Origin of the sequence: Shewanella sp. N2AIL, from assembly GCF_022690845.1 — a bacterium.
Classification (GTDB): Bacteria; Pseudomonadota; Gammaproteobacteria; order Enterobacterales; family Shewanellaceae; genus Shewanella; species Shewanella baltica.
Genome location: NZ_JALBYT010000015.1, coordinates 94,785 through 109,391, shown reverse-complemented (window position 1 = coordinate 109,391; position 14,607 = coordinate 94,785). Strand labels below are relative to the sequence as shown.

Below are 14,607 nucleotides of genomic sequence, written 5' to 3'. Positions count from 1 at the left end.
ACCAGTACTCGTCTGTTAACATTGTTCTTGGCATGATGGGTTGTCATGGTTAGTTTTTGGCGAAAGTAATTATACCAGCCCATCATGCTGTCTAATAATCCATCACGAAAGATCAACAAGCCCTAGTCTTCGGCATCTTATGGACTGAATGTAGCCTCAACAAGTCCGACCAGATGTGAAAAATGTTAATTTTCAGTTAATTAAAAAACTTTAAAACAGAGGTTGAACTTTAGCATGCTTGAATGGTCTGGCCAGATGCTTGATATGAAGGGCTTTGGGTTTATCGATAGGTTTCAATTGACGTTAACGGTTTGTAATTTTGTGTTGAGTGTTTAAAAGGATACAAAATGTAAAAAGCGCACAAGTGTGCGCTTTTTAAGTGATACAAGCGTGTCAAAACTAGAGTGAAGATTTAAATTGCTCGAACTCTGTGGTTACATTTTCACTCGGTGCAGACAATTTACTCACCAAAATACCGGCAAATGTGGCGAATACAAACCCTGGGAGGATTTCGTATAGTTCGAAAATACCACCAGTGAGTTGCTTCCAAATCACGACTGTTAATGCGCCGACAATGATAGTGGCGATGGCGCCATTACGGCTATATTGCTTCCAAAACAGGGATAACAAGACTACGGGACCAAAGGCCGCACCAAAGCCTGCCCAAGCATAACTCACTAGGCTGAGCACGCTACTTTCAGGATTGAGTGCTATCACACCTGCAATCACAGCGATAGCGAGTACACCTAAACGACCTACCATCATTAGCTCGCGATCATCGGCTTTTGGGCGCAACCATTTACGGTAGAAATCTTCGGTGATGACACTTGAGCAGACTAAGAGTTGTGAGTCGATAGTACTCATGATTGCCGATAAAATAGCGGCAATTAATAGCCCACCAATCCATGGGTTAAACGCCGCTTGAGCTAAATGGATAAATACCGTTTCAGAATTGGCTAATGGCTCTTTGGCGAAATAGAGCGAGCCTGCGATACCTGTGGCTAACGCGCCAATGAGAGATAACACCATCCAGCTCATTGCAATACGGCGTGACAAGGGCAGGGCATCGGCACTGCCTATCGCCATAAAGCGCGACAAAATATGCGGCTGACCAAAATAGCCAAGACCCCATGCGAGTAAAGACAACATGCCTATCACTGTGGTTTTGTCGCTGACCAAGGCCAACATCGCAGGATCGATAGTTTCAATTCCGGCGTGGCTTTCAGGGTGAGAGAAAACGGCAAAGGGGACGATTAAGAGGGCGACAAGCATCAAACAGCCTTGAAAGAAGTCTGTCCAACACACGGCAAAGAAGCCACCAATAAAGGTATAACCGACTATGATGGCTGAGCCAATCACTAGTGCCACTGTGTAATCGAGACCAAAAACTTTTTCAAACAGAATCGCACCACCGACCATGCCTGAGGAAGCATAGAAAGTGAAAAACACTAAAATAGTGATTGCGGAGACGAGCTTGAGATAGCCCTGGGTATCGTGGAAACGTTTCTCGAAGAAATCCGGTAAGGTGAGGGCGTTATCGGCGAGTTGAGTGTAAATACGCAGTCGTCTGGCGACAAATAGCCAGTTTAGCCAAGCGCCAAAAATTAATCCTATGCCAATCCAAGCTTCACCTAAGCCGCCTAAGTAAACTGCGCCGGGTAAACCCAGTAACAGCCAACCTGACATATCGGATGCACCCACACTGAGTGCGGTCACAGCGGGGCCCATTTTGCGGCCACCTAAAATATAATCATCAACAGTATCGGTAGCACGGTAAGCCCAAAAACCTATGCCCATCATCAATACTAAGTAACCAACAAATGTGATTAAAATCGGGGTTTCAATCGTCATCTTGCCTTTTCCCATCTTGTTATTATTAAAAGTGGCAAGCATGCTACCAGATGTTTGAACAATCGCCCATTAGCAGATAGAAGTGTGATTAAAATCTAACCTCCGATTGCATTGAAATATCGGAGGTTAATTTAAAAATGGTAAATATAATATATGGTTAGATAAAGGTATTCTTGATTTCGTCTTTCACGTAGCTAAGGTCTGCTTTATCTTCACCTATGAGCAAAATAAACGCATCGGGTGTTTCAAAGCCCATTCCTTGGTATTTGCCATCGGCGAAGGTTTTGTCTAACACCATACGTTTTTCGAGTGGCACGATAAAGAGTGTAACCTTGCTTTGCTCGCCTTGTAGTACTAAGTGCAGGCTTTTCACCCCTTGAAAATCACAATAGGAGGTGTAATACACTTTGCCTGGTTGTTGGGTGAACTTTGCATTGCCAAAGTCTTTCATCGACGCGAGCTGCGCATTGACCTGATTAAAGTTGACGTTTTGATCCACCTGTAAGGCAACACCTTCATGGTAGACATGGGCCAGTGCATGTTCAGCTAAATCGATTGGCCCTAAACGCAATAGACTAAAACTGATCCCCACCACAAATGCCACCGAGGCCGCCATCGCCACTAAAAAGCCCGTTTGACGGCGGTGTTTATGGTGTTGTTGTAACTGCTGACGCAAAATCAGTTTATCGGCGAGATCGTCCGCCACTTCTACTTTCAATGCATTTGTCAGTTTGGTATCAAGGTTTTTGAGCTCATTGATTAAGGCTTGGTTTTCTGGCTTAGCATTAATTTGCGCCAGAAAATCAGCATCTTGATTATGAGGATCTTCATAAGCTTGACGTCTAAATTTAAGCTCATCCATTGGATTGACCTCTCACATCATTTTTCTCAAGTAATTCTTTCAATTGGCTCCTCGCCCGAAATAAACGCGTCATTACGGTGTTGCGATTGAGCTCCATCAGCTCGGCAATTTCATCGCCGCTAAAGCCACCAATCAGTTGCAGTAAGAGTGGCTCGCGGTATTCGATATCCAGCTTGCCAATTTGCCGACGGATCAGGTATTGCTCGGTCTGCTCTTCACTGCTATTAGAGATATTGTCCTCTAAGGTATCTTGCTCAACGTCGGAATAATCGAACTGTTTACGCTCGAAACGCCGCGCATTCTCACGCCTAAGAATCGTGATAAGCCATGCCTTCGCCGCTTTATCATCCTTAAGGGAATCCAAAGAGCGCCACGCCCGCAAGAAGGTTTCTTGGGTAATGTCTTCAGCCACGTGTTTATCGCCGCATAACCAGTAGGCGTAGCGGAAGATGTCTGCATGCAGCGCCTTGACTAGGCTGTTGTATCGTCGTTGTTTACTTAGCATGTCAGAAGAGACCGCGGGCTCGACGGATTTCTTACGCCAGTTAGCAAACATTTTTAATTTTTCGGCTTGGTGGCTGAATGTTTAGCATAGTTGAGCTCGCTTCTCTGTCATTAACCCCATAATTTACTTAGGATTCAGTGGCCTTAATGGCGCCGATTTTGGGTTTAAATGTTTATGCTCACAAGCCTTAACTGCGTTAAGCAATGCGGCGGACTCGGCGCTCAGCTTGTTAGTATTAGCATTGTTAGTATTCGCACTGTCAGTATGGCTGCTGGCATCGGCCTTCGCACTGTAGGCGGTAATTTGCAATTGCTGTATCGCCTGTGCGAGTTGCGGTGACTGCTCGGCAATCTTATCTAGTGTCATAGGCGCTTGCTGTAACTCGCTGAAGTAGCGCTGTAACTGCAACATAATGCGGCTCACATCGCCACTGGCACAGGCTTGCTCCAATCCTTGTAGCCCCGCAATATTCGCCGATGGTGCCGAACTCATTGAAGCGTTAAGCGCAGTCGAGGCGGCCGATGGTTTTTTTAAGGCGCGGCGCCAAGCGATTAAAGTGATGATCCAAGCGATGAGAGTGATCAGCCATAGCGCCGCAAACACCTTAATCATCCAGGAGCCATTGTTGTCGGCCGCTGAATTTGCTTGCCAAGCGGCTTGGGGGGGCGCATCTGTGACGGCACCGCCAGTTACCACTATGGTGCGTGCGGGGAGCGTCGCGGTTTCTTGACGTTTAAGGTGCGGATTCCACCAAGGCACTTTGACTTCGGGTAGGGTAAATGTTCCCGCTTTGCTGGGAACGATTGCCGACGTAATACTGTACTGGGAGACAATTTGTGCATCGCGCACAAAGGTTTGCCGCTGAGGTTTCTCCGGGTATGACTTCAGTTCATTAGGCAGGGTTTGCACTATATCTGGCAGGCTATTTTCATCGGCATTGGAAGCCAATAAAGTCATAGTGCGAGTAATAGGGCTACCGACGGTAAATTCTTTAATATCCTCAGGGAAGTTCTCTTTTAACACCACTAAATCGGCAACCAGCCATTGGCCTTGGAAACTTGTCGGTGCAGGATTCACTTGCACTGTGAGTGAGGGCGCGCCCGCTTGCATGGGGCGGCTTTCATTAAAGCCAAACATGCCGCCGCGGCGTTGGGATTCGACGAGCACATCGCCCGCAAAGGTTGCGCCTTTGATGTTCACTTGGCCGGGTAAGTCGGGAATGATGCCATAGGTGCGTTCAATCACGCGGTAACGACGGCCATCGACTATCTCAGAGCCATCCTTATCTTCGCCGATTTGTTTGATCTGCGCGCCTTCGATGACAGGTGCGCTCAATACGCCCCTTTGTAATTCTACCGCCAGATAGAGTTTTACCTTGTAGGTAATGAGCTGCCCGACATAGGCTTCGTCAGTTGACACTTTAGCATCGATGAATAGGTTGTTCATTTGCGCGGGCTGGCTGCCCGTTTCGACCACTTTGAGTGGGATCGGCGCCGAGCTGATGCCATCAATAGTAAAGGCTGGAATGGTTAACTGGCCTTTTTGTTTTGGCGCGAGCAACACTTGCCAGCGAGTCTCTTTGACCGCATCGAAGTTCATGATCTGTGTGCTGCGACTCACGCTAGTGCGGCCAACAATAAAGTCTTTCAGCAGGGCGGACGTGTCTAGCTTGCCGGTATCGATTTCATCATCGACGCTGATATTGAGCACAAAGTATTCGCCCTCCATCACAGGATTGCGATCGACCGATGCCTCAATTTTGCTGAGTGCAAAGGCGGGATGGGCCACTCCGATGGCAAGGAGTAGCAGGATAAAAAATTGTCTGATCACCACTGTTCGTTATCCTTTGATATTTGGCCATTTTGACGGCGTTTTTGATATTCCAACTGCATTTTATTGCGAAGTAACACTTGGGGGTCTTCACTCACGCCCCTCAGCGCTCGCTGCATTTCTGCGGGAAGCGGTTCGCTATTAGTTAGCGGCGCTTCGACAGATTCACTCATAGCGGCTTCTTGTTTATCTTGCGCATCTTTCTCAGGAGCTTCTTTGGCGCCAACGCTTTGCTTTGCTTGCTCAGCGGATTTTTGCTCCTCGGCATCGGCGTTAGCCTGCGCTTGCATCTTAGCTTCATTATCTACAGGTGAATTGTCCTTTGCATCCTGCTCGGCATTTTGCTGCTTGGCTTGTTGATCCTGTTGCGCTTTATCTTTCACGGGATCTTGCTGAGCTTCATCCTGCTTTTCCTGAGCATTGCCATTTTGCTTATCCTGCTCAGACTGTTGCTCATCCGCTTTTTGCTGCTCAGAGCTTTGATCAGAACTTTGCTCAGGATTGGCATTGTCCTGTTGATCCTGAGACTCTTGTCCCGTTTGATCTTGCTTATCTTTCTGAGCGCTATCTTGGTCAGATTGTTGTTTATCCTGCGACTGTTGATTACCGGATTGTTGGTCGCCAGACTGTTGGTCACCTGAATTGGGTTCACCGGACTGCTGATCGCCTTGTTGATCTTGGTTTTTATCCTGTTGATCGTTTTTACCTTGCTGCTTTTGCTGCTCTTTCAATTGCTTTTCAGCCAGTTCAAGGTTGGCCTTTGCCGCAGGGAAATCGGCTTGTTTTTCAAGTGCGGCTTGATAGCGCTCCTTTGCCTTATCGGGTTTACCGAGTTGCATCAACGCATTGCCTTGATTGTAGAGGCCTTGGGCTGAGCTATCTTGCTCGAAGGTTTTCAGCGCTTGCTCATAATCACCGGCCTTATATTGGGCGCTGCCACGCCACTGGGGCGACTCAAACTGCTTAGCGGCGTTGGCATAATCTTGGGATTGATAGGCCTGCATCGCTTGCTGATCTGGCGTTTTCCACACATTGTCCCAGGCATTGTCCCACACACTGGCATGGGCAGGCTGAGGCGCGGCCGCGAGCAGTAAACCGCTAATGAGAGTGGCAAATCCAACGCTTGCCACGATTCCTTGCCTAAAGCTGAAAAGGGCGGGCAGCAGTAATAGCAGGGCGAGATAAGGGCCGAGATCCTGCCAGGTTTCACCGTCAAGATCTGTGGCTTTGGCATCGCCCGTATCACTTAACCAATGTTGTAATTGGGCCAGATCATTGCCGTCGGTACGATTTTGGATTAACACGCCTTTGTTATCCGCTGCCAGTTTTTGCAGCAGGCCAAAGTCAGTGTTGGCCACAACGACCTCGTTGCTGCTGTCGCGCTGCAATTGTCCATCGGGTAGACGAATTGGCGCGCCTTGGCTGGTACCAAAAGCGACGACGGCAAGACGATATTGCGTGCCACTTAATGCCGAGTTAGCGTCATCAAATTGGGCTGCGGTTATGCCATCTGTCATCAGGATAATATCACCGCGAATATGCCCACCCTGAGCCAGTAGCGTTTTAGCTTGGGTTAAACCTGCCGCTAAGTTTGAGCCACGAACGGGCATGATTTCAGGGCTTAAGGTCGGCAATAAATTGAGTAGCGTGCCGGTATCACGCGTTAACGGGCTGATAGTAAAGGCATCGCCGGCAAAGGCGACTAAACCTGTTTCACCTTCTTTAAGATTACGCAGCAGATCCGTAGCCCTAAATTTAGCTTGGGTTAAACGGTTCGGCGCCAGATCGGTAGCGAACATAGACACAGACATGTCCATCACCAGTACGCGGCCTTGCTCGGCGGCAAACACAGGTAAGGACTGTTTATTAACCGCAGGTCCGGCGAGCGCAAAAGTCGCAATCAGCCAAGTGAAAGCTAATAAATGCAGCGGACGGCGGGATTTCTTGCTGCCTTGGGTGACCAATATTTTGGCTAAGTGCGGCGCAATATAACGATTCCACGCGCTGTGGCTCTCGTGTTGTCGCCATAAACTCAACAACACTAAAGCCAGTGGCACTAGGGCGAGTAGCCATTCTGGGCGAATAAAATGTAGGCTCATGATTTAATGTTCCCCTGTGAAGTGGTTGCGACAGAGGGTTTAACGCGGCGCGCTTCAAACAGCGGCAATTGACCTAAGGCAATCCACAGGCTCGTCAGTAACGCCAGTGCCAGCGGCCAATAGAACAAATCTGCCTGCGGACGATAGCTTAACTGATCGCGACTTACAGGTTCGAGTTTATCGATTTCTTGGTAAATCTGGTCGAGCTCCTGGCTGTTGCGGGCGCGGAAATAACGACCGTGGGTGACGTCGGCGATATGCTTAAGCTGGTTTTCATCCAGATCCATCGAGGGATTAACCCGCTCGCGGCCAAAGAGTGTGCGGCGCTCCATCACATCGGCACCGACACCGACAGTGTAAATAGTGACTTTACGATTAGCGGCAATTTGCGCCGCCTGCTCTGGCTCAATATTGCCCGCGTTGTTAGAGCCGTCGGTCAATAAAATCAACACTCTGTTACTCTCGTCCATTTTATCGAAACGCTTTACCGCCAGCGCGATAGCTTCACCTATGGCGGTTTGTTTACCGACTAAGCCGATTTGTGCTTCTTTTAAAAATTGCGCCACTGAACGTCTGTCTTGGGTGAGCGGCGCCTGCAAATAGGCGTGATCGGCAAAGAGAATTAAACCGATACGATCGCCTTTGCGGCGCTCGATAAAGTCACTGACAACGTGCTGAATTAAAGTGAAACGGTCAACGGTTTTACCATTTACCACCATGTCTTCAATCTGCATACTGCCGGATAAATCCACCGCCATCATCAGATCGCGGCCTTGGCTCGGCAGTTCGATAGGTTCGCCAAGCCATTGCGGACGAGCAATAGCGAGCACTAATAGGCACCACATCAGCCAGTAGCGTTTGCGGCTCTGACGCGTGTTGGCCGCTAAGCTTTGTTTACCTGTTTGGCTTATTCCGGGGAGTTGTAGCCGGCCACCATCCACTTGTACGGTTTGTTGGCGCCAAAAAATCAAAGGTAAAGGCAGTAATATCAATAGCCAAGGCCATGCAATTGTTAACATTGTGCCTCCGGTTGTTTGGTGTCAGCTGGCTGGATTGGCGCTTGGCTTTTAGCTTGAGCGTTGCCACTCGCTTGAACGTAGCCCTTAGCTTGAACAAGAGTCGGCTCAGGCGCACTCAGTTTTACTTTCGATGCCAACCAAGCTTTTGCGAGTTCATGTAACTCATTGGCTTCAGCTAAGGTCAACGGCGTTGGCTGATGACGTTTGGCCAACAAGGCGCCAATACGTTGGCGTTTAGGCGCGGGTAAATAGCTGTCTAGCCACGTCGCCCAAGCTTCACCATCTAAGGAGGCTATTGCATCTCTGCTGATATAACTCATGGCGGTACGCTTTAATAGGCTATTAACGTCAGAGATATAGGATGGCGCTTGTCTATCAAGCTGACTGAGTAACTGTTTCGCGGCTTTTTTCGGCGCAAAGTCACGGGCGCTTTTTTTTAGCCAGATCACTAAGAGTGTGATGAGAGCAATCACGAGCCCGAGGACTAGCCAATAACCGATTGCCCAAGGCCAAGCGCCGATTGGATCGGGATGAATAATATCCTGCAGATCCGCCAGCGCTGGGTTTGGCGCTGAAGCCATAGGGACTGCAGCCTGTGGATTTGCTATCACTGGTGTCACTATTTCTGAATTCACTGTTGCTGGATCCATAGTTAACGCAATAATTCCAATTGATGGGCTAGGGGAGCACCCGCATCGATGAGCTGGGTGCGCACGCGCAGTTGCTGCATCATGGCGATAAAGTCCCTTTGCTGACGCAGCTGGATATCAAGCCAAGCCTGATAACTGTGGCGGGTGAGCACTAAGTCTTCATCCCCATCCCGTACCGGCAAACTAAAGTTGTGCGGTAACGGCAGTGTCCCTTGGCGCAGGGGATCGGTAATCAGGTAGGCGCCCACATCGCAATGACGTTTAAGCTCGGTTAATGGCGCGATACATTGGGGGCTAAAATGGCTGCCATCGGTCACTATCCAAACCAAGGAGCCGGGTTTAGCGATACGTTGTAATCGCTGACACGCGCGCAGAATATGATTAGGATCGCGCTGGCCGCTGCCAACATGATTGAGTTGATTCTCATGTACACGGCGCAGGCCTGAGATCAATTGCAATATGCCCTGACGACGGCTGCGGGGTTTAAGCTCCAGATGCTCAGACTCGCACGCGATCAAGGCGCCGAGTCTATCGCCATGGTTAATGGCATTCCAACCTAAGGTGGTCGCAAGGTGTCCTGCTTGCACCGATTGCAGCAATAAACTTGAGCCAAAATAGAGACTTTGGCTCAAGTCGATTAACAACAGAATAGGGCGCTCACGTTCTTCGACAAATAACTTAGTGTGGGTTTTGCCCGTGCGAGCGGTGACGCGCCAATCAATGGTGCGCACATCGTCGCCCTGTTGATAGTGGCGCACCTCGGCAAACTCCATCCCGCGGCCTTTGATTAAGCTGCTGCGATGGCCCGCTAAATTAGCGCGGGCACGGCTGTAACGCTCCGGCATAGCGCGGGCGATATTTTGGCACGCCAGCAGCTCTTGCTCGGTTAAATGCAAGCCATCGGCAAACAGCGGCAAGCCATCGGCCGAGGCTGAGAGTCGCGCAGTGTCACTCATCTTATTTCACCTTTATCTTCACCGTTAAGGTACTGCTACTTGACTCAAGATGTGGTTGATCACCTGATCGCGGCTGACGCCTTCGGCTTGTGCCTGATAGCTGAGTAATAATCTGTGTCTTAACACATTCGGTGCAACGGCTTGAATGTCTTCCGGTGAAACAAAGTCTCGCTCGTGCAGCCAAGCGCGGGCGCGGGCGCAGCGTTCTAACGAAATAGTGGCGCGTGGGCTGACACCGTACTCAAGCCATTTCGCTAAGTCTTCGCTGTAACGCAAAGGCTCGCGGGTCGCCATAACGATTTCGACTATGTATTTTTCGAGTGGCTCGGCGAGATAGATTTCCATGGCTTCGTCACGGGCGGCAAACACATCGGCTTGTGCAATCGGCTCAGTGGTCGGCAATTCGTGGGTGAGTGCTTCTTTACGGGATTGGCGCAGAATTTCGATTTCAGTCTCGCCGCTCGGGTAATCAAGATTCAAGTGCATTAAAAAACGGTCAAGCTGTGCTTCGGGCAGGGGATAAGTGCCTTCGTTTTCTAATGGATTTTGGGTTGCCATCACTAAAAACAGCGGTGGCAGCTTATAACTGTGCTTACCGACGGTGACTTGACCTTCGGCCATGGCTTCTAATAAGGCTGATTGTACTTTGGCGGGGGCGCGGTTAATTTCGTCTGCCAAGATCAAATTGTGGAAAATCGGTCCGGCTTCAAACTCGAAGGTGCCGGTTTGCGAGCGATAAATATCTGTGCCGGTTAAATCGGCAGGCAGCAGATCTGGGGTAAATTGAATGCGGTGGAAATCGCCCTCAACCCCGTCACATAAGGCTTTCACCGCACGGGTCTTGGCCAGTCCCGGTGGACCTTCAACTAATAAGTGGCCATTGGCAATTAAGGCAATGAGCAGATTTTCGGTCAATACTGGCTGCCCTAAAACAACCTTATTTAGGTAAGTGCGTAATGCATGGAAGCGACTCAAAGGCATGATCCTACTCGTTTTATTATGTTGAAAATGCGTGTGTGGGCTATAGACAACGGATATGGTAAAGAATTCCCTTAGGGTTTGGCTAGTGTTAAAAAAACAAACAGGTGTTTAAAACTTGCTGACAAGAAGTTAGAATCAGATCACACTTTAATGGTCAGACCTGTTATTGGGCGTTTTTCGCCGTAAAACAATGGGTCAAACACGGAAATAGCTAGCGCCGCCTGAAATCTCTCAGCGATTGCGCACATAAAGAGGGTGACAAATGAGTGATAGACAACAGGTTACGAACGCCAAGGGTGAGCGTATCGCAATTGTAGCGGGTTTAAGAACGCCATTTGCAAAGCAAGCCACGGCATTCCACGGTGTATCGGCGCTCGATATGGGCAAAATGGTGGTCAATGAATTATTGGCGCGCTCTGAACTGGACCCTAAGCTGATTGAGCAGCTGGTCTATGGACAAGTGGTGCAAATGCCCGCTGCACCTAACATCGCCCGTGAAATCGTACTCGGTACTGGCATGAATGTGTCGACCGATGCCTATAGTGTCACTCGCGCCTGTGCGACTAGCTTTCAATCTGCCGTAAACGTGGCCGAATCTATCATGACGGGCAATATCGAAATCGGTATTGCGGGCGGCGCCGACTCTTCATCTGTCTTGCCTATCGGCGTGTCGAAAAAATTAGCCCATGCGTTAGTCGATCTGAATAAAGCCCGTAGCTTTGGGCAAAAACTACAAATTTTCCGTCGTTTAGGCATTAAGGATTTATTACCTGTACCGCCTGCCGTTGCCGAGTACTCAACGGGCTTGTCTATGGGACAAACCGCTGAGCAAATGGCAAAAACCTACAATATTAGCCGCGCCGATCAAGATGCTTTAGCGCACCGCTCGCACACCTTAGCGAGTGAAACTTGGGCTTCGGGCCATCTTCGTGACGAAGTGATGGTTGCCCATGTGCCGCCGTATAAACAGTTTATCGATCGCGATAACAATATCCGCGAAAACTCGGTACTGGAGTCATACGCTAAGCTGCGTCCTGCATTCGATAAACAACATGGTACTGTGACGGCGGCCAACAGTACGCCACTGACTGACGGTGCCTCAGCGATTATCCTGATGAGCGAAGGTCGAGCGAAAGCCTTAGGTTATCAACCAATTGGTTACATTAAGAGCTATGCCTTTAGCGCCATTGATGTGTGGCAAGACATGCTGATGGGGCCCTCTTACGCGACGCCACTGGCGCTGAAACGTGCTGGAATGGAGCTTGAAGATCTTACCCTGATTGAAATGCATGAAGCCTTTGCGGCGCAGACATTAGCGAATATGCAGATGTTTGCTTCGAAAAAATTTGCCGAAGAAAAACTCGGCCGTAACCGTGCTATTGGTGAAATCGACATGAGCAAGTTTAACGTGCTCGGCGGCTCGCTTGCCTACGGCCATCCTTTTGCAGCAACGGGAACCCGTTTGATCACACAAGTGTGTCGTGAGCTTAAGCGCCGTGGTGGTGGAACTGGCCTAACAACAGCCTGTGCGGCTGGTGGTTTGGGCGTGGCAATGATAGTGGAAGTGGAGTAATCGGCATGGAAAAGACCTTTAATTTAACCCGCCGCGACGATGGCATTGCCATCCTGACTATGGATGTTCCTGGCGAAACCATGAACACCCTAAAAGCGCAGTTTGGCCCTGAAATCAGTGAGATTCTGGCCGAGATCAAAAGTGATTCGAGCATTCGCGGTTTAGTGCTGATCTCAGGTAAAAAAGATTCTTTTGTTGCGGGCGCAGATATTTCTATGCTCGATGCCTGTAAAACGGCAGGCGATGCCAAAGCCTTATCCCAGCAAGGCCATGTGGTTTTTAATGAGCTAGAAGCCTTAACGATTCCTGTGGTTGCCGCAATCCATGGTGCCTGTTTAGGCGGTGGTTTAGAGTTAGCCTTAGCTTGTCATCAAAGGGTATGTAGCGATGATGGCAAGACTATGCTCGGCGTACCAGAAGTCCAACTTGGCTTATTGCCAGGCGGCGGCGGGACTCAACGTTTGCCTCGTTTAGTCGGCATTACCACCGCCTTAGATATGATGCTAACCGGTAAACAAATTCGTCCTAAGCAAGCCTTGAAAATGGGCTTAGTGAATGATGTTGTGCCGCAGACAATTTTGCTACAAACCGCAGTTGAGATGGCGCTTGCGGGTAAACGTGCACCAAAACCAGTTAAAAAGTCACTCGTTAATCAAGTGCTTGAAGGCACGAGTTTCGGCCGTAACATTATTTTCGATCAAGCGACTAAGCAGGTCGAAAAGAAAACCCAAGGTAATTATCCTGCGCCTGCCAAGATCATTGACTGCGTGCGTCAAGGAATTGCTAAGGGCATGCAAAAGGGTTTAGAAGTCGAAGCCAGTCATTTTGCCGAATTAGTGGTATCGAAAGAGTCTGAAGCGCTGCGCAGTATTTTCTTCGCAACCACAGAAATGAAGAAAGAAACTGGCGCTGAAGGTGCGAGCCCGCGCAAAGTGAAAAAAGCGGTGATCTTAGGTGGCGGTTTAATGGGGGGCGGTATCGCATCTGTCACAACGACCAAGGCCAAAATCCCCGTTCGTGTCAAAGACATCAGCGAAAAAGGTTTAAGCAATGCATTAGCTTACGCCTACAAGCTGTTGGATAAAGGGGTTAAGCGCCGTCATATGACGCCTGCTACCCGTGACAACTTAATGGCACTGATGACCACAACGACTGAATATAAAGGCGTTAAAGATGCCGACATCGTTGTGGAAGCGGTATTTGAAGACTTAGCGCTTAAGCATCAAATGGTGAAAGACATTGAGCGTGAGTGTGGTGAGCACACTATTTTTGCGTCAAACACCTCATCTTTGCCTATTAGCCAAATCGCCGAAGCGGCAACGCGTCCTGAGAACGTGATTGGTCTGCATTATTTCTCGCCAGTAGAGAAAATGCCGCTGGTGGAAGTGATTGCCCATGCTAAAACGTCGCCAGAAACCATTGCGACCACGGTCGCATTTGCCCGTAAGCAAGGTAAAACACCGATAGTGGTGCAAGACGGCGCGGGTTTCTACGTGAACCGTATTCTTGCGCTCTACATGAACGAGGCCGCGCAATTATTACTTGAAGGCCAAAGTGTTGAACATCTTGATAAAGCGCTGGTTAAGTTTGGTTTCCCTGTGGGCCCTATTACTTTACTCGACGAAGTGGGTATCGACGTGGGCGCTAAGATTTCACCAATCCTCGAAAAAGAATTGGGTGAACGTTTTAAAGCGCCAGCGGCTTTTGACAAGCTTTTGGGTGACGATCGTAAAGGCCGTAAAAATGGTAAAGGTTTCTATCAATACGGCGCATCGAGTAAGAAAGCTAAAGCTGTCGATGAGAGTGTTTATGGCGTGTTAGGCATTAAGCCTGGCACCAATAAAGATGCAAAAGCGGTTGCCGAGCGTTGTGTCGTACAAATGCTCAACGAAGCGGTGCGTTGTTTAGAAGACGGTATTATCGCATCGCCAAGAGATGGTGATATTGGCGCCATTTTCGGTATTGGCTTCCCGCCATTCCTCGGTGGCCCATTCCACTATATTGACACTTTGGGTGCCGCGAACTTAGTGCGAATTCTTGAAGGTTATCAAAGCCAATTGGGTAGCAGATTCGAACCTTGTGAGCGCTTAAAAACCATGGCTCAAGAAAACGCGCACTTTTTCTAAGTTTCAGTGAATCTAAGTCATAGTTAATCTAGGTCTTAGTCAATCAAGGTTGAACAAAAAACGGCAGATTATTGCCGTTTTTTTTATTGCCATAAGGCATGTTTTTGCCTAAAAAATGTTCATATTGGGATGTGGATCTTGTATAATCCGAGCCC

11 protein-coding genes are annotated in these 14,607 nt (G+C 49.0%); 2 read left to right on the top strand and 9 right to left on the bottom strand.

What is annotated here, in order from left to right:
* Positions 1–399: 399 nt before the first annotated feature.
* From putP to MO387_RS11000, 9 genes are all read right to left on the bottom strand, one after another.
* A complete protein-coding gene (putP, locus tag MO387_RS11040) occupies positions 400–1,851 on the bottom strand; it encodes a sodium/proline symporter PutP (RefSeq protein ID WP_107950247.1) in 1,452 nt (483 codons plus the stop codon).
* Between the two features lie 157 nt (positions 1,852–2,008).
* The gene (locus MO387_RS11035) at positions 2,009–2,713 is read right to left on the bottom strand and encodes a DUF3379 domain-containing protein (RefSeq protein WP_107948214.1); all 705 of its coding nucleotides are present in this window, start codon (positions 2,711–2,713) and stop codon (positions 2,009–2,011) included.
* Positions 2,706–3,269: a sigma-70 family RNA polymerase sigma factor gene (locus tag MO387_RS11030; RefSeq protein WP_006085483.1), complete on the bottom strand. Its 564-nt coding sequence runs from the start codon at positions 3,267–3,269 to the stop codon at positions 2,706–2,708. Before MO387_RS11030 ends, MO387_RS11035 begins: the two co-directional genes overlap by 8 nt.
* A gap of 72 nt (positions 3,270–3,341) precedes the next feature.
* Complete coding sequence (locus MO387_RS11025; RefSeq protein WP_107948212.1) at positions 3,342–5,051, bottom strand: BatD family protein; 1,710 nt, start codon at positions 5,049–5,051, stop codon at positions 3,342–3,344.
* A complete protein-coding gene (locus MO387_RS11020; protein ID WP_107948209.1) occupies positions 5,045–7,147 on the bottom strand; it encodes a VWA domain-containing protein in 2,103 nt (700 codons plus the stop codon). Before MO387_RS11020 ends, MO387_RS11025 begins: the two co-directional genes overlap by 7 nt.
* Positions 7,144–8,166: a VWA domain-containing protein gene (locus MO387_RS11015; RefSeq protein ID WP_107948207.1), complete on the bottom strand. Its 1,023-nt coding sequence runs from the start codon at positions 8,164–8,166 to the stop codon at positions 7,144–7,146. Before MO387_RS11015 ends, MO387_RS11020 begins: the two co-directional genes overlap by 4 nt.
* Complete coding sequence (locus tag MO387_RS11010) at positions 8,160–8,816, bottom strand: DUF4381 domain-containing protein (protein WP_107948205.1); 657 nt, start codon at positions 8,814–8,816, stop codon at positions 8,160–8,162. The genes MO387_RS11015 and MO387_RS11010 overlap by 7 nt, the downstream gene beginning before the upstream one ends.
* A 2-nt stretch (positions 8,817–8,818) precedes the next feature.
* Entirely contained in the window at positions 8,819–9,772 is a 954-nt protein-coding gene (locus MO387_RS11005) for a DUF58 domain-containing protein (protein ID WP_107948203.1), read from the bottom strand.
* A gap of 24 nt (positions 9,773–9,796) precedes the next feature.
* Positions 9,797–10,753 (bottom strand): MoxR family ATPase, encoded by a 957-nt coding sequence (locus MO387_RS11000; RefSeq protein WP_006082248.1) that lies wholly within the window; start codon positions 10,751–10,753, stop codon positions 9,797–9,799.
* A 262-nt stretch (positions 10,754–11,015) separates the two neighbouring features.
* Between MO387_RS11000 and fadI the strand changes: the two genes are divergently transcribed.
* Both fadI and fadJ read left to right on the top strand, forming a co-directional pair.
* A complete protein-coding gene (fadI, locus tag MO387_RS10995) occupies positions 11,016–12,326 on the top strand; it encodes an acetyl-CoA C-acyltransferase FadI (RefSeq protein ID WP_006082247.1) in 1,311 nt (436 codons plus the stop codon).
* Between the two features lie 5 nt (positions 12,327–12,331).
* Positions 12,332–14,452, top strand: coding sequence for a fatty acid oxidation complex subunit alpha FadJ (gene fadJ, locus MO387_RS10990; RefSeq protein ID WP_107948200.1), 2,121 nt, complete (start codon positions 12,332–12,334; stop codon positions 14,450–14,452).
* The last annotated feature ends 155 nt before the right edge of the window (positions 14,453–14,607 follow it).

Coding starts and splice junctions, on each gene's coding strand:
- putP (WP_107950247.1), bottom strand. CDS start 1,851: ATGACGATTGAAACCCCGATTTTAATCACATTTGTTGGTTACTTAGTA.
- MO387_RS11035 (WP_107948214.1), bottom strand. CDS start 2,713: ATGGATGAGCTTAAATTTAGACGTCAAGCTTATGAAGATCCTCATAAT.
- MO387_RS11030 (WP_006085483.1), bottom strand. CDS start 3,269: ATGTTTGCTAACTGGCGTAAGAAATCCGTCGAGCCCGCGGTCTCTTCT.
- MO387_RS11020 (WP_107948209.1), bottom strand. CDS start 7,147: ATGAGCCTACATTTTATTCGCCCAGAATGGCTACTCGCCCTAGTGCCA.
- MO387_RS11015 (WP_107948207.1), bottom strand. CDS start 8,166: ATGTTAACAATTGCATGGCCTTGGCTATTGATATTACTGCCTTTACCT.
- MO387_RS11010 (WP_107948205.1), bottom strand. CDS start 8,816: ATGGATCCAGCAACAGTGAATTCAGAAATAGTGACACCAGTGATAGCA.
- MO387_RS11005 (WP_107948203.1), bottom strand. CDS start 9,772: ATGAGTGACACTGCGCGACTCTCAGCCTCGGCCGATGGCTTGCCGCTG.
- MO387_RS11000 (WP_006082248.1), bottom strand. CDS start 10,753: ATGCCTTTGAGTCGCTTCCATGCATTACGCACTTACCTAAATAAGGTT.
- fadI (WP_006082247.1), top strand. CDS start 11,016: ATGAGTGATAGACAACAGGTTACGAACGCCAAGGGTGAGCGTATCGCA.
- fadJ (WP_107948200.1), top strand. CDS start 12,332: ATGGAAAAGACCTTTAATTTAACCCGCCGCGACGATGGCATTGCCATC.